Raw genomic sequence first — 24,271 nt, forward strand, 5'->3', positions numbered from 1 at the left:
CCATCATCCCCCTCGGTGGCCGTGCGGAGCGCGTCCATGTCACTGGCGCGATGCCCGGTGCTGGGGTAGGGTAGGCGCATTTTCCACCGGAAACGCAAGCCGGTACGACGTACAAGCTATCAAGGCCACCGCGGCAGTTTCGTGGGCCTGGGCTCGAGGAATTAACGCACTATGGGCAAATCACTGGTCATCGTCGAGTCGCCGGCCAAGGCCAAGACGATCAACAAATACTTAGGCAACGACTTCATCGTAAAGTCGAGTGTTGGTCATATCCGGGATTTGCCTACCAGCGGATCGGGCAAGAATGCCAGCGATCCCAAGGAGCGTGCCCGTCAGGCAGCGGCTACCCGCAAAATGTCTCCGGATGAGAAGGCCGCTTATCAGAAGAAGAAGGCCTGGACTCAGTTGGTGCGGCGCATGGGCATCGACCCGGAACACGGCTGGGAGGCGCATTACGAGATCCTGCCCGGCAAGGAGAAGGTGGTCGCGGAGCTTGCCAAGCTCGCGGAAAAGGCCGATGCCATCTATCTCGCTACCGACCTGGATCGCGAAGGGGAGGCCATTGCCTGGCACCTCAAGGAAACCATCGGGGGCGACGACGAGCGTTACAAGCGCGTGGTGTTCAACGAGATCACCAAGAATGCCATTCAGGAGGCTTTCAAGGCCCCGGGCAGCCTCAACGTGCCCCGAGTCGAGGCGCAACAGACGCGACGTTTTCTCGATCGGGTGGTGGGTTTCATGCTTTCGCCGCTGCTGTGGAGCAAGGTCGCGCGCGGCTTGTCCGCCGGTCGTGTGCAATCCGTGGCGGTGCGCTTGATCGTCGAGCGCGAACGCGAGATTCGTGCCTTCGTGCCGGAAGAATTCTGGGACGTTCATGCGGACCTGCTGAGTCCCGACAACAGATCGATTCGCTTCGAGCTGGTGCGTCAGGACGGCAAGCCGTTTCGGCCAACGTCTGAAAAAGAGACGCAGCAGCGCATTGCCGCACTCAAAGAAGCCAATCTCGAGATCACCTCGCGGGAAGAGAAGCCGACCAGTTCCAGACCCAACGCGCCGTTCATCACTTCGACGCTGCAGCAGGCCGCCAGCGGTCGTCTGGGTTTCTCGGTCAAGAAGACCATGACCTTGGCCCAACGCCTCTATGAAGCCGGCTACATCACCTACATGCGTACCGATTCCACCAACCTGTCCCAGGACGCGGTGAGCGGTGTCCGTGATTATATTCGAGACGAATTCGGTAAACGCTACCTGCCGGATTCTCCTAACCGTTACTCCAGTAAGGAGGGCGCCCAGGAGGCTCACGAGGCGATTCGCCCCTCCGAGGTGACCCGCACGGCGAGCGATCTAGCCAGCATGGAGCGCGACGCGGAGCGTCTTTATGACCTGATCTGGCGCCAGTTCGTGGCCTGTCAGATGCCCCCGGCGGAGTACCTCTCCACCACCCTGACCGTCGAGACCGAAGGATATGAGCTGCGCGCCAAGGGACGGGTGCTCAAGTTCGATGGCTATACTCGAGTGATGAAGCCTGCCGGCAAGAAGGACGAGGATCAGACGCTACCGGATATTGTCGAGGGCACGCCGCTGACCCTGGAACGGCTCGACCCCCAGCAGCACTTCACCAAGCCCCAGGCCCGTTATACCGAGGCCAGTCTGGTCAAGGAGCTGGAAAAACGCGGCATCGGTCGTCCTTCGACCTATGCGTCGATCATCTCGACCATTCAGGATCGTGGTTACGTCCGGCTCGACAGTCGGCGCTTTTATGCCGAAAAGCTCGGCGATATTGTCACCGACCGGCTCACTGAATCCTTCAACGATCTGATGGATTACGGCTTCACCGCACGCATGGAGGATAGCCTCGACGAGGTGGCCGAGGGCGAGCGCAACTGGCGGGCGCTACTCGATGACTTCTATGCCGGGTTCCGCGCCAAGCTCGAGCGGGCCGAGGGTGATGAGGGCATGCGGCCCAACCAGCCGGTACCCACGGACATCGATTGCCCGACCTGCGGGCGCAAGATGCAGATTCGTACCGCCTCCACCGGCGTGTTCCTGGGCTGCTCCGGTTACAATCTGCCGCCCAAGGAACGCTGCAAGACCACCATCGATCTGATTCCCGGGGATGAGGCCGTCGCCGCGGACGCGGACGACGATGCCGAAACCCAGGCGCTGCGCGCCAAGCGGCGTTGTCCCGAATGTGGCACCGCCATGGACAGCTACCTGATCGACGAGACTCGCAAGCTGCACATCTGCGGTAACAGTCCGGACTGCGAGGGGTATGAGATAGAGCAAGGGCGCTTTCGTATCAAGGGCTATGAAGGCCCGACCATCGAATGCGATAAGTGCGGCAGCGAAATGCAGTTGAAGACGGGGCGATTCGGCAAGTACTTCGGCTGTACCAACGAGAACTGCAAGAACACTCGCAAGCTGCTCAGGAGTGGTGAAGTGGCACCGCCCAAGATGGACCCGATTCCGATGCCGGAGCTTGCCTGTCAGAAGGTCGACGATCACTACGTCCTGCGTGACGGCGCCAGCGGTCTGTTCCTGGCGGCCAGCCAGTTTCCCAAGAATCGCGAGACCCGACCGCCCTTGGTTGAAGAGCTGAAAGCCCATGCCGAGGAGTTGCCGGATAAATATCATTTCCTGCTCAAGGCACCGAGCAAGGATCCGGATGGCCGTCCGGCACAGATTCGCTTTTCGCGCAAGACCAAGAGTCAGTACGTGATGACTGACCAGGAGGGTAAGGCCACGGGCTGGAAGGCGCTCTTCGACAACGGCAAGTGGCAGATCGAGGACAAGCGCAAGTGACTCCGCGGGGGCGCACCAACCAGCTGATCTATCAGGCCGAGCTGCTGCTCGAGGTACCGGCGGGCGACGACGAGCATGCCGTCGCTCGGCGCATGGCCTGTGAAGAGGGAGCGCTGGCGCTGCTCGAGCTGGCGCTCGATGCTGCCTTGCGGGAGATTACCGAGCATGCCCGCCTGACCCGGCATGACTGGCGCGAACTGCTTATCGAGAAAGATGAGGACAATGGCAAAGCCAAGGGCGATAGCAATGATGGTATCGCCGAACTCGAGCGGTTGCGTGAACTTGCCGCAGAGCCCGGCACTTGGCTGAATGTGCTGATTGTGCGCCTGGAGGCCTTGCAGAGCGTCGAGGGCGTCGCACGGCGGGAAGCCGGTTCGTCACTGATCGTGGCCGCCGACCGTATAGCGCTTGGCGATGAGCTGCGTTGGTGCCTCAAGAAGTTCAAGGCATTGCTTCTGGAACTACGCGAAACCAGTATCGAATGGTGACTCACCGGCATTTCAGGTGATACTCTATCGATAGTTTGAAAACGACCATGGCAATCTGCCTTGGTCGTTTTTTGTTGCCTTATTCCTCAGAGGTCGTTTGCAGACGCTCTCTCAAACGGAGGTAAGCGTGTCCGAGACAGCCGTGTTGGAAATCGTCGAACTCGCCGATGGCGAAATCGTGCTGCGCAGTGCAGAACATGAGGGTGAGCCCTTGGTGCGAATTCGCTTCTCCGAAGAGGCGGCCGATCTATTACGCCGGAGCCGCTTCGAAGTCGCCCAGGAAATGATCGATCGCGCTATTACGCGCACGCAGTTGTGGGAAGGAGAAGAGGACGAAACGGCCGCGATCGGGACGGTGCATTGAGCTTGTCCTGGTGATTCAACGCAGCAATCGCGCGCGAAAGCGCTTGCCCTTGATACGACCTTCCTGAATCTGTCTGAGTGCCTGTTTGGCGACGTTGTTGTGGACCGCTACATAGGTGGCGGTGTCGAATACATCGATCTTGCCGATCTGCTCCTGAGTCAATGCGCCCTCGCGGGTCAATGCGCCGACCACGTCACCGGCGCGTAGCTTATGCTTGCGTCCGCCATCGATATCCAGAGTGATCATTGGCGCGTATTGCTTGATGTCACCCGTGTCAGGTGTGTTCTCGAGGACCGCGGAGGGGCCGTCAGCGATAGCACTGCCCTGATACGCTTCGATGCGCTCGCGCCGATGGGTCTCTTGGGGCGTGAAAAGCGCCAGTGCCAAACCCCTTTCCCCGGCACGCCCGGTACGGCCGATGCGATGCAGATGAATCTCCGCATCCGGGGTCGGGTCGACGCTGATGACCGCATCCAGTCCGCTGATATCCAGGCCTCGTGAGGCGACATCGGTCGCCACGAGCAGATTGACGCTGCGGTTGGCAAAGCGCACCAGCACCTGGTCCCGCTGGCGCTGCTCCAGGTCGCCATGCAGCGCCAAGGCGCTGAACCCTTCTGCATTCAGATGCGATGCCAGCGCATCGCAGTCGCGCTTGGTGTTGCAGAACAACAGTGCGGATTCAGGCCTATAGTGCAGCAGCAGTGCGATGATGGCGTCGAACTTGGTTCTCTTTTCAACTGTAAACGCTCGCTGCTGAATCGCTTCGTGCGCGGCAGGCGCATCGACGGTGATACGCTCAGGTTGGCGCTGAATCGCCGCACTCAGTGTTTCGATATCCTCGGGGAAGGTCGCCGAGAACAGCAGGGTTTGGCGGCGCTTGGGCAGCTGGGCCACGATGCGTTCCAGAGTGTCGCGAAAGCCCATGTCGAGCATGCGATCGGCTTCATCCAGCACCAGTTGGCCGACGCTGTCGAGAGTCAGCGAGCCCTTGCGCAGATGATCGTCAATTCGCCCCGGCGTTCCCACCAGGATATGGGCGCCATGGGCCAGAGAGGCAAGCTGGGGGCCGATGGGAACGCCGCCGCAGAGAGTGAGAATCTTGACGTTAGGCAATGGCCGGGCGAGAGCACGCAAGGCCTTGGTGACCTGAACGGCGAGTTCCCTGGTCGGGCACAGCACGAGTGCCTGCGCATCGCTGCGCTCCACCTCAAGGGCCTGTAGCAGTCCCAGGCCGAAGGCGGCGGTCTTGCCACTGCCGGTGCGTGCCTGGGCAATCAGGTCATCCCCCGACAGTAGCGGCGGTAGGCTGGCCGCTTGAATGGGTGTCATATGGGTGTAGCCAAGCACGTCCAGCGCGTCGAGAAGCTCAAAGCGCAGAGCAAGTTGGGAGAAGGGCTGATCGGTCATCGGGTATACTCGGAGGCCATCGAGGCAGGTGCACAACAAAACGGCATGATATCAGCAATGACCGAGTACCGGTGTGAGACTGACGAAGGGCGGCGTTATGAGCGGGGAACGTGTTGTGATTCTGGTCGATGTGCAAAACGTCTACTACACGACCAAACAGGCCTTTGGTCGGCACTTCGACTACAACGCTTTCTGGGCCCGGGCCGCCGCGGGTCGAGAAGTGGTTGCGGCCATCGCCTATGCAGTGGATCGCGGCGACGAAAAGCAGCGTCAGTTCCAGAATATTCTGCGGGGTATCGGCTTCGAGGTGAAGTTGAAGCCTTTTATTCAGCGCCGCGACGGCTCCGCCAAGGGCGATTGGGACGTCGGTATCACCCTTGACGCCATCGAACTCGCCGAGCAGGTCGATAGAATCATCCTTGTCTCCGGCGATGGTGATTTCGATCTGCTGCTGCAGCGAGTTCGACAGCGCTTCGACACTGCCTCCGATGTGTATGGCGTTTCGCGGCTGACCGCCGAATCTCTGGTGCGCTCGGCGTCCCGCTTTATCGCCATCGACGAGGCCTTGTTGTTGCCGCGCCCTTCGTCTCAACCCTCGCGCTGACGTTTCATCCAGTTGATCAAACCGCCTTCGAGCAGCACCTCGACTTGATGCGATGTCAGATCATGGCAAAGCGTGATCTCTTTTCCGTCAGCCTGGGCGGTGATCTCATTTCCGTTCTGCAGCGCCTCGTGAAGTCCCTCGAAGGATAGGGTCTGTTGCGTGTCAAGGGCCTCGTAATCCTTGTCGTCATTGAATCTCAGTGGCAGCACGCCGAAATTGACCAGGTTTTGCCAATGGATGCGCGCAAAGCTTTTGGCCAAGACCACGCGGAGCCCAAGATAACGTGGCGCGATGGCGGCATGCTCCCGACTCGACCCTTGACCGTAGTTACTGCCGGCGATCACGCAATGATCGCCGGTCTCCTTGGCCTGTTGCGCGTATTCTTCATCAATGCCGCGGAAGCAGAAATCCGCGATGCGAGGGATGTTGCTGCGATAGGGCAGCACCTCGTTGCCAGCGGGCATGATCTCATCCGTGGAGACGTCGTCTTCCATCTTCAACAGGACGGTCAACTCAAGATCATCCTCGATGGCGTCGAACTCGGGGAGCGAGGCGATGTTGGGCCCCTTGATCAAGTCGACCTTGCGTGCCTCGGCGACCTCGAGCGGTGCAACGAGATTGCGGGTGTTGATGATGGGATCATCGGGCTCTTCGACGCGTGGGTAGGCGAAGTCGAGATCGCGCGGGTCGGTGATCTTGCCGCACAGGGCCGAAGCGGTCGCGGTCTCGGGACTGCACAGGAACACCCGGTCTTCCGATGTGCCGGAGCGCCCCGGGAAATTGCGCGGCGTGGTACGCAGACTGTTGCTGTCGTTGGCCGGCGCCTGGCCCATGCCGATGCAGCCATTGCAACCGGCCTGATGCAGACGCGCGCCCGCGGCAAGCAGACTCGATACGTGGCCATCGCGTACCAGGGTCTCGAGGATCGAGCGTGAGGTAGGATTGATGTCGAAGGAAACCCAGTCGTCGATCTGGCGCCCCTTGACCATTTCGGCGGCGATGGCGAAATCGCGATAGCCCGGGTTGGCCGAGGAGCCGATGTACGCCTGGGAGAGCGGCTCGCCGGCGACCTCGCGCACCGGCACCACGTTGCCTGGGCTCGAAGGCTTGGCGATCAGCGGTTCGAGGCTTGAAAGATCGATTTCGTCTTCGACATCATAATGGCAGCCTTCGTCGGCATTGAAGGGCGCCCAGTCGTCGCCGCGTCCCTCGGCCTCGAGAAAGCGCTTGACCGCATCATCCGAGGGAAAGACGCTACTGGTGGCCCCCAGCTCGGCACCCATGTTGGCGATTACATGGCGGTCCATGGCCGACAGGCAGGCGAGTCCAGGGCCGTAGTATTCGATGATGCGTCCAACGCCGCCATCCACGCCGTGACGGCGCAGCATTTCCAGGATCACGTCCTTTGCGCTGACCCAGTCAGGCAATTCGCCGGTCAGCTTCACGCCCCATATTTTCGGCATCTTGAGCCGGAAGGGCTCGCCGGCCATGGCCATGGCCACGTCGATTCCCCCGGCGCCGATGGCCAGCATACCGATGGCCCCAGCCGCGGGCGTATGGCTATCCGATCCCAGAAGTGTCTTGCCCGGCTTGCCGAAACGCTGCTGATGGGTCGGATGGCTGACGCCGTTGCCGGCTCGGGAGAACCACACGCCCAGGCGTTCCGCCGAACTCTGCAGAAACAGATGGTCGTCGGGATTCTTGTTGTCTTCCTGGATCAGATTGTGATCCACGTACTGTGCCGAGATCTCGGTCTTGACCCGGTCGAGCCCCATGGCCTCCAGTTCGAGCATGACCATGGTGCCGGTGGCATCCTGGGTCAGGGTCTGGTCGATTCGTAGGGCAATCTGCTCTCCTGGTGACATTTGCCCATCCTGCAGGTGCGCGTCGATCAACTTCTGCGCGAGGTTCATGGCCATGGTGGAATCTCCTTCTCCGTTGTGACTCATATCCAAGCTTAGCGTAGTCAATGGAATGGAAAACATGACGATCTAGACTAACGTTGTACCACGACGTGCTGACAAACCCGTCTTCATTCCTCTATCTTACGTTAACGTCAACTATATATTGCCATGTCGCCATTACCCCCGGCGGCAACACTGACTACAGTATGGATAGTTGATGAAGACGCATGCCCACAAGGCCACGTACTTCCTCGACCCTCATCCCGGGAAGAGAACAAGGAAGCGCAATCATGAATACAACGAACAAGGCGACCATCGTTCACACGCCAAGCTTCATGGACGGTGACGAGTTTCGTGTTCCCGTCTTCAAACTGCTCAAGCAGGACGGCACTGCCTACAAGAATGCCAAGCTCCCGGATCTCGACCGCGACAAGGCACTGCGTATCTATCGTGCCATGCTGTTCACCCGGGTGCTCGATGAGCGCATGCTGGCGGCACAGCGCCAGGGTCGGCTGAGTTTTTACATGCAGTGTACCGGCGAGGAAGCTTCGATCGTCGGCAGCACGGCGGCTCTAAAAGACGAAGACATGATCATGGCCCAGTACCGGGAGCAGGGGGCGCTGGCCTATCGCGGCTTCGAGGTCGATGAGTTCATGAACCAGCTTTTCGGCAACGATCGCGACTATGGCAAGGGGCGTCAGATGCCGGTGCATTACGGCTCCGAAAAGCTGCACTACATGACCATCTCATCGCCGCTGGCGACCCAGATCCCCCAGGCCACTGGCTACGCCTATGGCCAGAAGATGGCGGGGCAGGGGCACTGCACGATCACCATCTTCGGTGAAGGGGCCGCTTCGGAAGGCGACTTCCACGCCGCTCTGAACATGGCCTCGGTGCATCAGGTGCCGGTGATCTTCCTGTGCCGCAACAACGGCTATGCCATCTCTACTCCGGCCCACGAGCAGTTCTCCGCAGACGGCATCGCCCCGCGCGCCTTCGGCTATCACATGAAGGTGATCCGAGTCGATGGCAACGACATCCTGGCGGTCTATCAGGCCACTGCCAAGGCTCGCGAGTGGGCGGTGGAAAACAACAAGCCGGTGCTGATCGAGGCCATGACCTATCGCTTGGCGGCGCACTCCTCCTCGGATGATCCTTCGGGCTATCGCAGCAAGAAGGAAGAGGAAGCCTGGCGCGACAAGGATCCGGTGCGTCGCATGCGGCTGTGGCTGGAGAGCAAGGGCTGGTGGAGCGAAGAGGAGGAAAAACAGGAGCAGGAGACCCGGCGCCGCGAGGTGCTGGACGCTCTGAAGCGTGCTGAAAAGCGTCCTCCCCCGGCGCTCGAGACGTTGATCAGCGACGTTTTCGAGTCCACCACGCCACAACTCACCGAGCAGCTTGAGCAGCTCAAGACGCACATTCGCAAGTACCCAGACGCCTACCCGAAGGGTGCCAAGTCGCTTGAGGATACCGAGGGAGGTGCCCGAGATGCCTGATATGAACATGCTCAAGGCCATCAATAATGCGCTGGATATCGCGATGGCCGCGGACGACAAGGTGATCTGCTTCGGCGAGGACGTGGGGGTATTCGGTGGGGTCTTCCGCGCCACCAGTAACTTGCAAGAGAAGTATGGCCGCGCGCGCTGTTTCAATACCCCGCTGGTGGAACAAGGCATTATCGGTTTCGCCAATGGTCTGGCAGCTCAAGGGTCCAAACCGGTAGCAGAGATTCAGTTCGCCGATTACATCTTTCCGGCGTTCGATCAGATCGTCAACGAGACCGCCAAATTCCGCTATCGCTCGGGCAATCTGTTCAACGTCGGCGGTCTGACCATCCGCACCCCCTATGGCGGCGGCATTTCCGGCGGGCTTTATCATTCGCAGTCGCCGGAGGCCTATTTCGCCCATACCCCTGGCCTGAAGGTGGTCGTGCCGCGCAATCCGCATCAGGCCAAGGGGCTTTTGCTGGCCGCGATCCGCGATCCCGATCCGGTGCTATTCTTCGAGCCAAAGCGATTGTATCGCGCCTCCACCGGCGAGGTGCCGGAGGAGGACTACCAACTGCCGTTGGGCGAGGCGGAAATAATCAAGGAAGGCAACGATATCACCCTGCTCGCCTGGGGCGCCCAGATGGAGATGGTGGACAAGGCCGCCGAGCTTGCCGAGAAAGAGGGCATTTCCTGCGAGATCATCGACCTGCGCACCATCGTGCCCTGGGATGTGGAGACGGTTGCCGAATCGGTGTTCAAGACCGGGCGCCTGCTGGTGACCCACGAGGCGCCCTTGACCGGTGGCTTCGCCGGAGAAATCGCCGCCACCATACAGCAGCGCTGTTTTCTTTATCTGGAATCCCCCATCGCTCGGGTGACCGGTCTGGATACGCCTTTTCCATTGACCCTGGAGAAGGAGTACATGCCGGATCATCTGAAGATCTTCGAGGCGATCAAGCAGAGCATCGATTACTAGCCGATTCCAGGTTGAGGAGAACATTATGAGCGATTTTATTCTGCCGGATATCGGTGAAGGCATCGTCGAATGCGAACTGGTCAAGTGGTTGATCAGTGAGGGCGATGAGATCGAGGAAGATCAGCCCGTCGCCGAGGTCATGACCGATAAAGCCCTGGTGGAGATACCCGCGCCCAACAAGGGCCGGGTGACCAAGCTCTATTACCAGGAGGGCGAGACCGCCAAGGTGCATTCACCTCTGTTTGCGGTCGAAGAAGCCGGTGAGGATGCCAAAACGCCGGGGGCCGAAGCGCGTGTCACCGCAGAAAAAACGCAAGATTCCAGCACTGCCAGCGCTGAGGGTGACGACGCGGCTGAGCCGGTCTCGGCCAGTGCCGATACCGCGGCCAATGACGATGATGAGAGTGAAGACTTTATCCTGCCGGACATTGGCGAGGGTATCGTCGAGTGTGAGGTAGTGAGCTGGCGCATCGCCGAAGGCGACGAGATCGAGGAAGATCAGCCGGTGGTGGACGTCATGACCGACAAGGCGATGGTGGAGATCACCGCGCCCAAGGCCGGTCGCGTGACGCAGCTGTATTATCGTCAACAGGAAAACGCTCGGGTGCATTCGCCGCTGTTCGCGTTTGTCCCGCGGGAACGCGAGGATGTCGGTAAGCCGCAGACACCCTCCAGTGCCGCGTCTAGCACAGCCGCAGCCAGCGAGCCCTCTGGTGCCCAGGCGACCAGGAAAGACAGAGCCGCTTCCGGCTCAGGCGCCTACGGGCGGATTCCCGCCAGCCCGGCGGTGCGCCGGCTGGTACGCGAGCTGGGCGTGCGGCTCGAGGACGTGTCCGGTTCCGGCAAGGACGGACGGGTGCTCAAGGAGGACATACTCGCCTTTGAGAAAGGGCGTGGCAAGAAAGCACAGGCCACTGAGTCAGCCTCAGCCGCCAGGGATGAGAAAACCGCCACAACGCCCCGGCATCAGGCCTCTGCCGGCGATGCGCAGGACGAGATAGAAGTCGAGCCGATCAAGGGTATGCGCGCGGTGATGGCCAAGCGCATGGTCGAGTCCGCGACGACCATTCCGCATTTCAGCTACGGCGACGAGATCGATGTCACGGAGCTGCTGGCACTGCGCGGGCAATTGAAAGTCGAGGCCGAGAAACAGGGCACGCGACTAACCCTGATGGCGCTGATCATGAAGGCCATGGCGCTGGCGGTGCAGGAGTATCCCATCCTCAACAGCCGGATCAGCGAGGACGGCACGGAGATTCATTATCAGCCCCACTGCAATATTGGCATGGCGGTGGACAGCCGGGCGGGGTTGATCGTACCCAATATCAAGCAGGTGGAGCGGTTGAGCATTCTGGAGATCGCTGCGGAGGTCGAGCGGCTGACTCAGGCCGCCCGGGACGGGCGGGTCAGCCAGGCGGATCTCAAGGAGGGCACCATCAGCATCTCCAACATCGGCGCGCTCGGTGGCACCTATGCCGCACCGATCATCAACGCGCCGGAAGTGGCCATCGTCGCCCTGGGGCGCACCCAGCAGCTGCCGCGTTTCGACGAGAACGGCAATGTCGTCTCCCGCTCGATCATGACGATCACCTGGTCCGGGGATCACCGCATCATCGATGGGGGCACCATCGCGCGGTTCTGTAATCTGTGGAAGGCGTATCTGCAGGCACCGCAGAGCATGCTGTTGAAGATGGTTTAGAATCTATTTCCAAATTCCGTGCCGTGATGGACGCCGGTGGTAAGGCAAAGCGAGGGCCTTTTGCCATGGCCGAAAAATGCTCCATGCTATTTCGGCATTTCCGCCATCCATGGCGGTCAGAGAGCAAAAGTAGCGCCCAGGGAAGGGTTCACAGCGCCCTCGCGGTGGCTTGCCGCCGGAAAAGTCCATCCTGTCTACCGAGTCTTGAAAAGCACCCTTAGGCTTGCCTCATGACCCAGGACGCCCTGCAGCAGTTCTATATTCCGGAAGAGCAGTCGATCTATCTGCTCAGCCACGACGATGCCAAGAAGCTTCGCGACTGGGTGGCGCTGTGTCAGGCCCAGCTCGAACAGCTGGGCTATCGGCGTATCGAATTGATCGGCAAGGGCGCCTACGGCTTCGTCTTCGCCGGATTGGCCAGTCAGGAGAACGCTCCGGACGCGGAGTATGTGTTCAAGTTCACTCGGATCACCCTGCCGGAGTCGCTGCAGGATCGCCTCGAGGAAGAGGCGTTCATGCTCGATCAAGTGGACCACCCGCGGGTGCCGCGCCTGATTGCCTTTCAGCGCATCCGCAAGCAGTCGATTCTGGTGATGGAGCGTGCCCCGGGAATCAATTTCGAGGAGTATTCGCTGCGTCATGGGCGTCTTGCGCCACGACTCGTCATCAAGTTGGCGGCACAACTGGCGGATATGCTGCGTGCCCTGCGGCGTGAGGCCGGCCCCGTCGGCAAGCCCATCGTGCATGGCGACATCAAGCCCTCCAATCTGGTCTTCGATCCCGACCATGAGCGAGTGGCATTGATCGACTGGGGATCATCGGTGTTCGCTCAGCTCGATGCGGATCAGCAGTTCGTCTCGACCAGCGTCATGGAGTTGATGTCCGATAACCTGCAACAGACCAATGCGCGCCTGGGAGATGTCTATTTCATTGGTGAGGAACAGCTGAACGGGGCGCTATCGTCTCCACGCTTCGACGAACAGGGCGCTGCCGCTACGCTCTATGCCCTGGCTTCGGCTCAATCCTGCCGGTTTGGGCATCGTGCCATACCCGCCACCTCTCTCGGGTTGCCCATGGAGTTCGCCCGCATGCTTGACGGCATGCTCGATCCTGACCCGCAAGTGCGGGCTCGGGCTGGCGATTATTTCCTCGCGCATATGCCGCGTCTGGCGCGCACGGTGATGATCGATCTTCCGGAGAAGCCCGAAACCGCGGTGGTGCCGGTATGGGTGCGACCCAGCCATCGTGAGATCGATACCGTGGTGTACAGTTCACGCAAGTCGTTTCTGCGCGAGGAGGATGGCCGGGATGAATTGAATGCGGTCAACGATGTGCAACTCGATCGTTATTACAAGAACTTCATGCAAGGCATGGGCGAGACCGAAAAAGCCTTTTTGGCGGCGGTGAGCCGGCTGGGCAAGTATCCGGTGGTGGGTGGGCTGGCGGTGCGCTGGGAAGCCGATGGGGTCTACATCGACAGCGTGCTCAATCTGCACGACCTCGAACGCAAGGCCGCCTTCGTGGCGGCGGTCAATAACATGGTCAGTCTGGCTCGAGCCATCTATCGTCGCGGTGTATTCAAGAGCTGCCTGTTCAATGCCCGGGATACCCTGCATGTCGATCGCGATGGGCCGGATGAGCCCTTCATTCCCGAACCCGGCATGACGCTGCCTTATGAGGTGAGTGCGGCGCCGGATCTAGAGGATCGCACCCGGGTACATTCCTATTTCGAGGATGGCCCGGACCCGGAGGAGTTCTTGCAACTACCCGACGATATCATCCGTCATCTCGAGAACCTCAATGCTATCCACCACACCGGATTGATCATCTTCGAGGCATTGCCTACTCATCTCAAGATCCACAGCTACTATCGCCTGCTGGACCCGGCTCGGGAGACGGCGTTCCGCGATTGCCTGGATGCCATGTTGAAGGCGGTACCTTTGATTCGAGGCCAGGGTATCTCCGGTTACATGAAGATGCCCTATAAGGACACCAAGGTGTTTTCACATATCGAGCGCCTTCCTGAACGCTACTATCCCCGGGACCCTCGCGCCCACGACACCGACAGGACCGCTGTGTTCTGAAGCGCTGCTCAGGATTTAACGTCTGATAAATACAACCTGGAGATCATGGCATAGGCTGTGTTCCATATTAGCCTGTGACACGCACGGCTTGAGAATTTCATTCTCACTTGGTATGCACTATGCCCTGAGATGGCATGGCCAACGCTGACAGCAGACTAACGGAGGAGTTTGCCATGAAAGATACTCAAGATCTGTTTCCGACACGTCTGGAACGCAAGTTGGGAATGTTCGAGCGCATCGACCCGACGGTACATAGCCAGGGCGAGCAGCGCTCCAACGGACCCTTGAGCCAAGACAAGATCGACGAGTTCGATCGCAAGGGATTCATCTCATTCGACAGCTTCTTCGACAAGGAGGACATGGATGCCTTCATCCAGGAGCTGCGCGACTACGAGGACGACGAGGATCTGAAGCTGTCCGAAGGTACCATCCTCGAGCCGGGCCATGAGGAGATCCGATCGATTTTCGGCATCCATGAGGTCTCCGAGCGCTTCAGTCGTCTGACTCGGGACCCACGCCTGTTGGCGATGGTCCAGCAACTGCTGGGTAGCGACGTCTACATCCACCAGTCGCGTATCAATTACAAGCCTGGCTTCAAGGGCAAGGGCTTCGACTGGCACTCCGACTTCGAGACCTGGCACAGCGAAGACGGCATGCCGCGCATGCGCTCCTTGAGCTGCTCGATCGTGTTGACCGATAACGGTGAGTTCAACGGTCCTTTGATGCTGATTCCCGGTTCACACAAGTATTTCGTCCCCTGCATGGGACGCACCCCGGAGAATAACTACAAGGAGTCGCTGAAGAGCCAGGAAATCGGTGTGCCGGATGGTGCCAGTCTCAAGGAGCTCATGCTCAAGGGCGAGATCGAGGCGCCCAAGGGGCCGGCGGGTTCGCTGATCATGTTCGAGTGCAATACCCTGCATGGGTCGAACATCAACATGTCCTGCTGGCCGCGCAGCAACCTCTTCTTCGTCTACAACAGCGTCGAGAACACGTTGCACGACCCGTACTGCGGCAACAAGCCGAGACCCGAATTCCTGGCCAATCGCTCGGATTGGGCGCCACTCAAGCCAGTAGACGATTGAGGCGGCAATCCCAACGGCATTCGACAAGGCACCCATGCGGTGCCTTTTCTTTTGAGGTGACGAGCAGCGTGTATTGATGAAAGAACTTGGTTAAATCGGTACAATCGCGCACTTTTGCACGCTCGGCCTCGTCGAGCCCCTTCGATTGGACCTTTCGTGATCTCTACCGTCAACATCACCATGCAGTTCGGGGCCAAGCCCCTGTTCGAGAATGTCTCGGTCAAGTTCAACAACGGCAATCGCTACGGCCTGATCGGCGCCAATGGCAGCGGCAAGTCGACCTTCATGAGAATTCTCGGTGGCGATCTCGAACCCTCCGCCGGCCAGGTGATGCTCGAATCCGGTACGCGCCTGGGCAAGTTGCGCCAGGATCAGTTCGCTTTTGAGCAGCATCGGGTCATCGATACCGTGATCATGGGCAACACCGAGTTATGGCGAGTCGCTGTCGAACGCGAGCGCATCTACGCCCAGACGGACATGAGCGAAGAGGACGGCATGCGGGTCGCGGACCTGGAAGTCCAGTTCGCCGAACTCGACGGCTATACCGCCGACGCCCGCGCTGGCGAACTGCTCCTGGGTCTGGGGATTCCCGAATCGCAGCACGTCGGCCCCATGAGCGCGGTGTCGCCGGGCTGGAAGCTGCGGGTGCTGCTCGCTCAAGCCCTGTTTTCCGACCCGGATGTGTTGCTGCTCGACGAGCCCACTAACCACCTGGACATCAACACCATTCGCTGGCTCGAGGGGGTGCTCACGGCTCGCAACAGCACCATGGTGATCATTTCCCACGATCGCCACTTCCTCAACAGTGTCTGTACTCACATGGCGGATCTGGACTACGGCGAGCTGCGGCTGTTCCCTGGCAATTACGATGAGTACATGACCGCGGCGACCCAGGCGCGCGACCGCCTGCATGCCGATAACGCCAAGAAGAAGGCGGAAATCGCCGAGCTACAGGCCTTCGTCAGCCGTTTCTCGGCCAATGCCTCCAAGGCCAAGCAGGCCACCTCCCGCCAGCGCAAGATCGACAAGATCAAGCTCGAGGAGGTCAAGCCGTCGAGCCGGGTCAGTCCCTTCATTCGCTTCGAGCAGAACCGCAAGATTCATCGTGGCGCAGTCAACGTCGAGGCATTGACCAAAGGGTTCGGAGGAGCGCCGCTTTTCGAGCGTCTCGGCCTACAGATCGAGGCCGGCGAGCGGGTGGCCATCATCGGCCCCAACGGCGTCGGCAAGACCACGCTGCTGCGCTGTCTGATGGGCGAACTGGCGCCGGATGCCGGTTCGGCAAAATGGACCGACAGCGCGGAGCTCGGCTACTTCGCTCAGGAGCACGGCGACGATTTCGCCAATGACGCCACCCTCTACGAGTGGATGGCGCAGTGGACCGATGGTGGCGAGCAAATGATTCGCGGCGCCCTGGGGCGCATGCTGTTCTCCAACGACGAGATCGGCAAGTCGGTGAAGGTGATCTCCGGTGGCGAGCAGGGACGCATGCTGTTCGGCAAGCTGGCGCTACAGAAGCCCAACGTCCTGCTCATGGATGAGCCCACCAACCACCTCGACATGGAATCCATCGAGGCGCTCAACCTGGCGCTTGAGCACTATCCGGGCACGCTGATCTTCGTCAGTCATGATCGAGAATTCGTCTCCTCGCTGGCCACGCGCATCCTGGACATGAGCGGCGAGGACGTGGTCGATTTCAGTGGCAGTTACGATGAGTATCTGCGTAGCCAGGGTGTCTTTGGTTAGTGACATGCGCGGCGCTTACCGTATTCTGACCAATGGACCGGAGCTTGAGGGGAAATCTCATTATGAACACGCCTAATGCACGCTTTGATACCGCCATCGCCCGTCTGGATGCCCTGCATGCCGAAGATCCGCGTCGGGAGATAGTCGACGGTCAGGAAGTGCCCCATGAGCTGCTCTATGCCCAGCGCATGAGCGCTTGGCTTGACCAGGTGGAGCCCAATGCCTCGGACGCTCTGCGTCTGGCGGTGCGTGCTCAGCATCTGCAACGCTGGCGCGTTCCGAGAGCCGACTACCCCCAGGATCGCCCCGGCTACCTGACCTGGCGCCGCGACCTGGGTCGTATTCAGGCCGAATGGGCCGCCCAGGTCTTGGATAAAGTGGGCTACGAAGCGGCACTTTGCGAACGTGTTGCCCAGATGATTCGCAAGGAGCAATTACGGCGTGACCCGGAGGCCCAGGCGCTTGAGGACACGGCCTGTCTGGTCTTTCTCGAGCACTACTTCGCCGACTTTTCCAGTGAACATGATGAAGAGAAGCTGATGCGCATCCTGCGCAAGACCTGGAACAAGATGTCGCCGCGTGGGCACGAGCTTGCCGTCACGATTCCGATGACGGCCGAGGCGCAACGTCTGGTGCAGAAAGCCCTGGAGTGATTGCACGAAAGCCTCATCCTGCTCGCGGTGTTGGTATCAGTTTCTTGCCTGACCAAGATGGCATTTGCCATCAACGATGTTGAATAGCTTGCTATTTATAGCTAAAGCCTATTTTTAACTGACTAAGATCAATTTTTCGCCTCTTTCCCGCTTCCATACTGTTGTCACGCCTGTTTCCAGGTCACTGAGGCCGTGGCCATGGCTTGTCAAACGTCGTTGCAAGGGGGAGGTGTCATGCGGCACGCAAAAGACACGACCATCGCCAATCTTCTGCCAGAAGAACTGCTCATACTGGCCAATGCCCACGAGGGCCAGGAGGTCAGACGCTATCGGCTCATGGCACTACGCTTTCAGCCCTTCAATATCGGGATAAGCCGCTTGATGGACATGCTGGTGCTCGAAAGCCAGTGGCGTCTGGATGAACTCGTCCGGGTGAATGCCTATCTCGGTTTTGAATACTTGCCCACGACCAGGGCAGTGCACAAGACACCCCTTGGTCATCATCCCTTCTTCGTTCTCGATCAGCAGGTGGCCAGCCAAGCGCTGGAGCGCATGCTCGGCGATGAACGGCACTCTCGGCATCTTTATCAACAGCTGCTCGAGGTCAATGCCACTTCGGAGCTCGCAGCCCTGTTCGCCTCATTCATCGACCAGAAGCAAGCCCAGTGCCGAGTGCTAGAAGAAGCCCAGGACCGGCTTTGAATCGGTTATATCGTCTGAGCGCGACCGATTAGCCCAGACGATGCCATTGGACAAGAGTCGGATAACCGATCTGGAGCATAAGACACGATGGGTCCATCTGGGCGCCCGCCGTGGATTCGCATCACACCACTGAAACGTCATTATTTTGTCGAGCATACGAACGCAGGAATCTGTATGCTGCGATATCGGGTGGCTGGTGCCGATGAACTTATCGCCTCTTCGGTAAGGGTCAGAGGAGTCAGGCACCCAAGTCGGCGAGCATGCGAGCTCTCTGCGCAAGGAGTCGATTGCCGCTACTTCTTTTCAATTAATGACATATTGTGTGAAACCAGAGAAAAAAGGTGTGAAGAGTCAAGTGATACGTGGGCTGCTACTATTCTTAATATTGCTGTTTTGTATTCCAGGATTATATGCTAGCCCCGATGATCAAGCGGTGTGGTTGCTGGTAGACGATGAAACATCCACTTTGCACGTTTATCGAGGCGATCAGGAAATCGAGCGGTTCTCACCGATTTCCTTAGGGCGTGCAGGCGCCAAAAGACCGCGTTTCAGTGGCGATAAAACCACGCCTACGGGTGAGTTTCATATCAATTGGATCAACCTCGATAGTCGCTTCAATATTTTCCTGGGGCTCGATTATCCTACACTTGCGCATGCTCGTGAGGCTCGGGAAGCGGGCATATTGAGCGATGATGAATTCTATGATTACCTATCGTATTATCGGCGTCACGGAGCACCGCCTCAAGATACAGTGCTCGGTGGCAACATCGGTATTCATGGTCTAGGGGAGAGTGACCCGGTCATTCATCGACGTTATAACTGGACGGAAGGCTGTGTTGCGGTGACCAACCAGCAAATAGAACGTCTGACGGACTTGGTGAAGCTTGGCACGAAAGTTATCATCCGCTAGGTTATGAAAGAAGAAGTTGCAAGAAGGCCTGCCTACGCAGGAAACGTAAGTAAAACCAAGGAAGACTCAAGGAGAACAGCATGAAAAATACTCGCACTACGCTCAAGATCGCTGCTGCTGGTGTGGCGCTGGCCGTCATGGCAGGCTGCTCATCAAACGCTAGCGAAGAGCAAAGTGGCAAGATGAGCCAGGCTGACATGCAGAGTCAGGAAACCCGTACCATGGCTCGCGAAGCTCTGAGCACTGCGCAGCAGGCACAGCGCACTGCAGAGCAGGCCCTGCAGCAGAGTCAGCAAAACAAGCAGGAAATGGATCGGATGTTCGAGCGTTCCATGCGTAAGTGATCCATCGATCATGGCATCTCGAAGAGATGCCATGATATGGACTGAAAGACTCGAAAGCCCTGCCTAGGCAGGGCTTTCGTCGTTATGGAGGCGTCAATCTCGACACTCCATCACGACATGGGTCAGCAGGGCTTGATTCAAGCATCATCCGTTGCCATACCTGTGTCGAGACGGCTGTATATCGATTCGAGAAGTTCGAGATTGTCGTAGAGAGGATCATTGGGTTTGCGCTCGATCGTCTCAAAGGGTTGCTCGACCAATACCAGGGGTTCGGTCATGCCTGTGGCATTTTCGGTCACTCGCTTCAGGCGTGCGAAATCGACCGGATACTGCTGACCCTTCACGACATTCGACACGGCGGTAAATGCCTCATCGATGCGCTTGATCGAGGTGTCATCCGACTCCTCCATGGATGGATAGGCCTGAACGTGAAGAATACCACTTTGCGACCAGCCGACCTTGAGAGGGGAGTTGATCAGGCGCACCTTGGTGCCTACGGGTAACCGGGAAAACAAGCTGTCGATATCCTCGGGCAGCATGCGAATACAGCCATGGGTCACGCGCATGCCGACCCCCCCTGGGCGATTGGTGCCATGAATGAGATAGCCGGGTATGTTCAAGCGCAGGGCATGTCGCCCCAGCGGATTGTCAGGGCCCGGGGGAACGACGCGTCCCAGAGGCCGACCTTCCTCTGCGTGCTCTTTGATGATCGAGGCGGGGGGATACCAGGCGGGATCCTTGGCCTTGGCGGTGATCGTAGTCTCGCCCAAGGGGGTTTTCCAATCCATACGGCCAACGCTTACTGGATAGGTTTCGACCTCCGGTGCCTCGCCTTCCTTGGTGGGGGGATAGTAGTAGAGTCGCATTTCAGCGACATTCACCACAATGCCCTCTCGCGGGCCTGGCGGTAGAATGAAGTGTGTGGGAATGACGATCTCGGTACCTTCCCCCGGGAGCCATACGCTGACCTCCGGATTGGCTCGACGCATTTCCTCATAGCCGATGCCATAGCGGCGGCCGATATCGATCAGGGTGTCGTCATGACGTGCCGTGGTCGTCTGTACCTGGCCGATGACATCGCTGTTTTCCTGCAGCCTATAATGCTCGATTCCCGGCTGTGGAGTGGTGGTCTTCGCCGCATCTCGTGCGGCTGAAGGAGCCACGTCTTGCGCGGCAAAAAGGGAAGGGGGCAGTGCCAGCAGGCTTAAGGCCAACCACATCTGCGGTGATATCAGCATCGAATGCATGTAAATGACCTGTCCAAGTCGATGATCGGGTGGCCGTTGCCATCTCGTTAAGTATATTCCCGCAGGCGGATTCCCGGTAGTCCAGGAGCCCAGCGAAATGGCGGCTGGTATTTCCTCAGGCCGCCTGCGCTTTGCGATTCAAGGTGTCGAGTAGGGCGTCGATGGCCTGCAAGCGGGCTTCGGCGGTTTCCATCTCAAGCTCGAAGCGTAGCGTATCGGCCCCTTCCAGCCGGTAATGAGCCGGATCGCGTTGAATCAGCTCGACCAGGGTCATCGGCTCGACGGCGGGGGCGCTGCCGAAAATCACACGCCCGCGCTCCGAGCCGGCCTCCAGGCGTACGATCCCCAGGCGTTCGGCCCGTTGGCGCAGCCGGGTCTGACGGAACAGCGTCTTGACCGGCGTGGGCAGTAGGCCGAAGCGGTCGATCATTTCAACCTGAAGCTCGCGAAGATCCGCCTCGTTCTCCGCGTTGCTGATGCGTTTGTACATGATCAGGCGCTGTTGTACATCATGCAGGTAGTCGTCGGGAATCAACGCAGGCAAGTTGAGGCTGACTTCCACACCTTCGTCCAGCGGCGCCTCGATGTTGGGGGTCTTGCCGGCGCGGATCGCCTTTACCGCACGATCGAGCATCTGCATATAGAGGCTGTAGCCGATGGTTTCCATCTGACCGCTCTGCTCGTCGCCGAGGAGTTCGCCGGCACCGCGAATTTCCATGTCGTGGCTGGCCAGGGTGAAGCCGGCACCCAGGTCTTCGGCCTGGCTGATCGCCTCGAGACGCTTCAAGGCGTCCTTGGTGATGGCCTTGGGTGGCGGCGTCAGCAGATAGGCATAGGCCTGGTGGTGACTACGCCCGACACGGCCACGCAACTGATGAAGCTGGGCCAGGCCGAACTTGTCGGCGCGTTCGATGAGAATGGTGTTGGCGCTGGGCACATCGATGCCGGTCTCGATGATGGTCGAGCATACCAATACATTGAAGCGCTTGTGGTAGAAGTCCGACATGATGCGCTCCAGAGAGCGCTCCGGCAGTTGACCATGGGCCACTGCGACCCGGGCTTCCGGCACCATGTCGCGTATCTTCTGGGCTGCCTGTTCGATACTTTTGACTTCGTTGTGCAGGAAGTAGACCTGCCCCCCACGCAGGATCTCGCGCAGCATCGCCTCCTTGATTATCGGCTCGTTGCGTTGCTGAACGAAGGTCTTCACGGAGAGGCGGCGCGCCGGCGGGGTGGCGATGATCGATAGATCGCGCATGCCGCTCATGGCCATGTTCAGGGTGCGCGGAATCGGTGTGGCGGTCAGGGTGAGAATATCGACCTCGGCACGCAGGCTTTTCAATCTTTCCTTTTGCGCTACCCCGAAGCGATGCTCCTCATCGATGATCAGCAGCCCCATGTTGGGGAGCTTCATCGTCTTCGAGAGCAGTTTGTGGGTGCCAATGACGATGTCGGCACGCCCATCTTCGATGCGTTTGAGCGTGTCGGCCTGACCCTTGCCGCCGGTGAAACGCGAGATCAGTTCGATCTGCACGGCGGTATCGGCAAAGCGGTCGCGGAAGTTATCAAAATGCTGCTGAGCGAGCAGGGTAGTGGGTACCAGCACCACTACCTGACGTTCGGAATGGACCGCCAGAAAAGCCGCGCGCATGGCGACCTCGGTCTTGCCGAAGCCCACATCGCCGCAGACCACCCGGTCCATGGGGCGGGGGGCTACCATGTCGCCAATCACGGCATGAATGGCGGCACGCTGATCCGGCGTCTCCTCGAAGGGAAAGCTGGCAGCGAAGCGCTGATACTCTTCACCGGGCTCGGCACAGGCGAATCCCTCGCGAGCTTCGCGGCGAGCATAGACATCGAGCAGTTCCGCGGCGGTATCGCGGATCTTTTCGGCAGCCTTCCGCTTGGCCTTGTCCCAGCTGTCCGAGCCCAGCTTGTGCAGGGGTGCAAGCTCTTCCGAGGCGCCGGCATAGCGTGAGATCAGATGCAGGTTGTCCACCGGTACGTAGAGTTTGGCCCCACCGGCGTATTCGAGCGCGACGAATTCCGCCGCTTGACCGCCTGCCTCCAGCGCTTCCAACCCCTGATAGCGACCCACCCCGTGGGTCTGATGGACCACCGGTGCGCCGGGCCGCAGCTCGGAAAGGTGGCGAACCGCGAGTTCGTTGTCGTCGGTCGTCTTTTCGCGGCGTCGGGTTTGGCGCACCACCTCACCGAACAGTTCCGTTTCGGTGACGATGGCGAGGGCCGGATCCGCGAGCCACAGACCCTCATCGAGTTCGTTTTCGGTGATGGCAAGTCGGTTGTCGGCATCGAGGAACGCCTGCCAGTGTTCGACATGCGGTATTTCCAGATGCAACACGCCAAGCGTTTCCTCCAGCGCTTCGCGACGACCGCGGGATTCGGCGACGAACAGCACGCGAAGATCCCGATGCGCCGCCAAGAATTCTTCGAGCTTGGCCAAGGGCTTCTGGGCCCGGGCGTTGATGGCCACCTGAGGCGGTGCCTGGGTCGAGGGTTGATGTGCATGAGGATGTTCATCGTTATCGACCAGCGCGACCCGGGGTTTGGCCTTGATGGCGGCGAATACGTCGGGCACCGGAATGAAGGCCCGGGCCGGTGGCAGCAACGGCCGGGTAGGGTCGACGCCGAGATTCTCATAGCGGCTCTGGATCGCAGCCCAGTGGTGTTCCGCCGCCTCGAATACACCCGGCAGCAGAGCGACTTGTGTCCTGTCGGCCAGATGATCGAACAGGGTCGCGGTCTCTTCAAAGAATAGCGGCAGATACTGCTCGAGCCCCGGGGAAGGGATGCCTTTGAGGGCGTCGTTGTAGAGGGGGCACTGGCGTGGGTCGACGTCGAACAGCGTCTCGAAACCCTCGCGGAAACAGGCGATGGCCGAACGCGAGAGCGAATATTCGTGGGCCGGCAGTAGCTCGACGCTCGTGACCTTGTCGGCGCTGCGCTGGGTGTCGGGATCGAAGTGGCGCAGGGTATCGATCTCGTCATCGAACAGGTCGATGCGCAGTGGCGCCTCGGAGCCCATGGGATACAGATCGATCAGAGCGCCGCGCAAGGCATATTCGCCGGGCTCATACACGGTCTCCACGGCCCGGTAGCCGGCCCGGGAGAGCTTCTCGCGAAACCCTTCGCGATCGATGGTCATGCCGATGCTCAAGGTCAGCACGCGCCCGGCGATATAGTCGCTCGGCGGCAGGCGTTGCATGAGGGTGTTGATCGGCACCAGTACGATACCGTCCCGCGACTCCTGAAGCCGCCGCAGCGTACGCAAACGCTCGGAGACAATGTCCTGGTGCGGCGAGAAGCTGTCGTAGGGCAGCGTTTCCCAATCGGGAAATGGCAGTACCGGGACACTGGCAAAAAAACGCAGGTCACTTTCCAGGCGCTGAGCGGCGGCGGTGTCCGGGGTGACCACCAGCAACGGGGCGCTATCCGCCAATCGGGCCAGCGCCAGCGCGGTGGCGCAGCCGTGGGGGGCTTGCCAGTAGAGAGTTTCGCGGGTTCCGGAAGGCTGAGGCGGTGCTAAGGCAGAGAAATTCGACATCGGCGATTTGAACGCAAAGGCATTGAGAGTAGGCGATGATAGCAGTCTTGGTGCGGGAACGAGAAAGCGAAGAGATGCCATGCGCTAATCGGCGTTTGTAGTCAACCCCCGAATCCTGTAGTGAGCTTACAACGCCTGCGACCATACAGCGATTGCGGTCATCCATAGAGGGTAAGGATAATAGCCGCCATTATTGGATAC

At 59.5% G+C, this 24,271-nt stretch carries 18 protein-coding genes; 14 read left to right on the top strand and 4 right to left on the bottom strand.

Annotated elements, in window-relative coordinates; genetic code table 11:
- Positions 1-171: 171 nt before the first annotated feature.
- The 3 genes from topA to ACPF7Z_RS01565 all read left to right on the top strand — a co-directional run bounded on the left by topA (position 172) and on the right by ACPF7Z_RS01565 (position 3,654).
- On the top strand, positions 172-2,802 hold the full coding sequence (gene topA / locus ACPF7Z_RS01555) for a type I DNA topoisomerase (protein WP_425191397.1): 2,631 nt from the start codon (positions 172-174) through the stop codon (positions 2,800-2,802).
- On the top strand, positions 2,799-3,290 hold the full coding sequence (locus ACPF7Z_RS01560; protein ID WP_425191398.1) for a DUF6586 family protein: 492 nt from the start codon (positions 2,799-2,801) through the stop codon (positions 3,288-3,290). Before topA ends, ACPF7Z_RS01560 begins: the two co-directional genes overlap by 4 nt.
- Before the next feature lie 127 nt (positions 3,291-3,417).
- A complete protein-coding gene (locus tag ACPF7Z_RS01565; RefSeq protein ID WP_425191399.1) occupies positions 3,418-3,654 on the top strand; it encodes a hypothetical protein in 237 nt (78 codons plus the stop codon).
- Positions 3,655-3,669: 15 nt separating this feature from the next.
- Here the strand turns inward: ACPF7Z_RS01565 and dbpA are convergent, their stop codons facing one another.
- Positions 3,670-5,061, bottom strand: coding sequence for an ATP-dependent RNA helicase DbpA (gene dbpA / locus ACPF7Z_RS01570; RefSeq protein ID WP_425191400.1), 1,392 nt, complete (start codon positions 5,059-5,061; stop codon positions 3,670-3,672).
- A 97-nt stretch (positions 5,062-5,158) separates the two neighbouring features.
- Here dbpA and ACPF7Z_RS01575 point away from each other — a divergent pair, with 97 nt between their 5' ends.
- A complete protein-coding gene (locus tag ACPF7Z_RS01575) occupies positions 5,159-5,665 on the top strand; it encodes an NYN domain-containing protein (RefSeq protein WP_425191401.1) in 507 nt (168 codons plus the stop codon).
- On the opposite strand, the gene ACPF7Z_RS01580 is transcribed toward ACPF7Z_RS01575, so the two are convergent.
- Positions 5,650-7,584, bottom strand: a complete 1,935-nt coding sequence (locus ACPF7Z_RS01580; RefSeq protein WP_425191402.1) for an aconitate hydratase — start codon at positions 7,582-7,584, stop codon at positions 5,650-5,652. The two genes, ACPF7Z_RS01575 and ACPF7Z_RS01580, sit on opposite strands and share 16 nt — an antisense overlap.
- Positions 7,585-7,859: 275 nt before the next feature.
- Here ACPF7Z_RS01580 and ACPF7Z_RS01585 point away from each other — a divergent pair, with 275 nt between their 5' ends.
- From ACPF7Z_RS01585 to ACPF7Z_RS01630, 10 genes are all read left to right on the top strand, one after another.
- A complete protein-coding gene (locus ACPF7Z_RS01585; RefSeq protein ID WP_425191403.1) occupies positions 7,860-9,065 on the top strand; it encodes a thiamine pyrophosphate-dependent dehydrogenase E1 component subunit alpha in 1,206 nt (401 codons plus the stop codon).
- Positions 9,058-10,035 carry an alpha-ketoacid dehydrogenase subunit beta gene (locus tag ACPF7Z_RS01590; protein ID WP_425191404.1) on the top strand — a complete coding sequence of 326 codons (978 nt, stop codon included), beginning with the start codon at positions 9,058-9,060 and terminating at the stop codon, positions 10,033-10,035. The genes ACPF7Z_RS01585 and ACPF7Z_RS01590 overlap by 8 nt, the downstream gene beginning before the upstream one ends.
- 25 nt (positions 10,036-10,060) lie before the next feature.
- Positions 10,061-11,734, top strand: a complete 1,674-nt coding sequence (locus ACPF7Z_RS01595) for a dihydrolipoyllysine-residue acetyltransferase (protein WP_425191405.1) — start codon at positions 10,061-10,063, stop codon at positions 11,732-11,734.
- Between the two features lie 230 nt (positions 11,735-11,964).
- On the top strand, positions 11,965-13,818 hold the full coding sequence (locus ACPF7Z_RS01600; RefSeq protein ID WP_425191406.1) for a protein kinase domain-containing protein: 1,854 nt from the start codon (positions 11,965-11,967) through the stop codon (positions 13,816-13,818).
- 173 nt (positions 13,819-13,991) lie between these two features.
- Positions 13,992-14,903 (top strand): ectoine hydroxylase, encoded by a 912-nt coding sequence (thpD, locus tag ACPF7Z_RS01605; RefSeq protein ID WP_425191407.1) that lies wholly within the window; start codon positions 13,992-13,994, stop codon positions 14,901-14,903.
- 156 nt (positions 14,904-15,059) lie between these two features.
- Positions 15,060-16,649, top strand: coding sequence for an ABC-F family ATPase (locus tag ACPF7Z_RS01610; protein WP_425191408.1), 1,590 nt, complete (start codon positions 15,060-15,062; stop codon positions 16,647-16,649).
- A 62-nt stretch (positions 16,650-16,711) separates the two neighbouring features.
- Positions 16,712-17,302, top strand: coding sequence for a DUF4202 domain-containing protein (locus tag ACPF7Z_RS01615; protein WP_425191409.1), 591 nt, complete (start codon positions 16,712-16,714; stop codon positions 17,300-17,302).
- A gap of 234 nt (positions 17,303-17,536) precedes the next feature.
- Positions 17,537-18,004, top strand: coding sequence for a hypothetical protein (locus ACPF7Z_RS01620; protein ID WP_425191410.1), 468 nt, complete (start codon positions 17,537-17,539; stop codon positions 18,002-18,004).
- Positions 18,005-18,326: 322 nt separating this feature from the next.
- Positions 18,327-18,914: a L,D-transpeptidase family protein gene (locus ACPF7Z_RS01625; protein WP_425191411.1), complete on the top strand. Its 588-nt coding sequence runs from the start codon at positions 18,327-18,329 to the stop codon at positions 18,912-18,914.
- Positions 18,915-18,994: 80 nt separating this feature from the next.
- Positions 18,995-19,258, top strand: a complete 264-nt coding sequence (locus tag ACPF7Z_RS01630) for an Lpp/OprI family alanine-zipper lipoprotein (protein ID WP_425191412.1) — start codon at positions 18,995-18,997, stop codon at positions 19,256-19,258.
- A 137-nt stretch (positions 19,259-19,395) separates the two neighbouring features.
- Here the strand turns inward: ACPF7Z_RS01630 and ACPF7Z_RS01635 are convergent, their stop codons facing one another.
- Complete coding sequence (locus ACPF7Z_RS01635) at positions 19,396-20,505, bottom strand: L,D-transpeptidase family protein (protein ID WP_425191413.1); 1,110 nt, start codon at positions 20,503-20,505, stop codon at positions 19,396-19,398.
- Between the two features lie 115 nt (positions 20,506-20,620).
- Positions 20,621-24,070: a transcription-repair coupling factor gene (gene mfd / locus ACPF7Z_RS01640; RefSeq protein WP_425191553.1), complete on the bottom strand. Its 3,450-nt coding sequence runs from the start codon at positions 24,068-24,070 to the stop codon at positions 20,621-20,623.
- Between the last annotated feature and the right edge of the window lie 201 nt (positions 24,071-24,271).

The sequence above is a fragment of the Halomonas sp. GXIMD04776 genome (genome assembly GCF_049808615.1).
Taxonomy (GTDB): Bacteria; Pseudomonadota; Gammaproteobacteria; order Pseudomonadales; family Halomonadaceae; genus Modicisalibacter.

Coding starts and splice junctions, on each gene's coding strand:
- topA (WP_425191397.1), top strand. CDS start 172: ATGGGCAAATCACTGGTCATCGTCGAGTCGCCGGCCAAGGCCAAGACG.
- dbpA (WP_425191400.1), bottom strand. CDS start 5,061: ATGACCGATCAGCCCTTCTCCCAACTTGCTCTGCGCTTTGAGCTTCTC.
- ACPF7Z_RS01575 (WP_425191401.1), top strand. CDS start 5,159: ATGAGCGGGGAACGTGTTGTGATTCTGGTCGATGTGCAAAACGTCTAC.
- ACPF7Z_RS01580 (WP_425191402.1), bottom strand. CDS start 7,584: ATGGCCATGAACCTCGCGCAGAAGTTGATCGACGCGCACCTGCAGGAT.
- ACPF7Z_RS01585 (WP_425191403.1), top strand. CDS start 7,860: ATGAATACAACGAACAAGGCGACCATCGTTCACACGCCAAGCTTCATG.
- ACPF7Z_RS01590 (WP_425191404.1), top strand. CDS start 9,058: ATGCCTGATATGAACATGCTCAAGGCCATCAATAATGCGCTGGATATC.
- ACPF7Z_RS01595 (WP_425191405.1), top strand. CDS start 10,061: ATGAGCGATTTTATTCTGCCGGATATCGGTGAAGGCATCGTCGAATGC.
- ACPF7Z_RS01600 (WP_425191406.1), top strand. CDS start 11,965: ATGACCCAGGACGCCCTGCAGCAGTTCTATATTCCGGAAGAGCAGTCG.
- thpD (WP_425191407.1), top strand. CDS start 13,992: ATGAAAGATACTCAAGATCTGTTTCCGACACGTCTGGAACGCAAGTTG.
- ACPF7Z_RS01615 (WP_425191409.1), top strand. CDS start 16,712: ATGAACACGCCTAATGCACGCTTTGATACCGCCATCGCCCGTCTGGAT.
- ACPF7Z_RS01620 (WP_425191410.1), top strand. CDS start 17,537: ATGCGGCACGCAAAAGACACGACCATCGCCAATCTTCTGCCAGAAGAA.
- ACPF7Z_RS01630 (WP_425191412.1), top strand. CDS start 18,995: ATGAAAAATACTCGCACTACGCTCAAGATCGCTGCTGCTGGTGTGGCG.
- ACPF7Z_RS01635 (WP_425191413.1), bottom strand. CDS start 20,505: ATGCATTCGATGCTGATATCACCGCAGATGTGGTTGGCCTTAAGCCTG.
- mfd (WP_425191553.1), bottom strand. CDS start 24,070: ATGTCGAATTTCTCTGCCTTAGCACCGCCTCAGCCTTCCGGAACCCGC.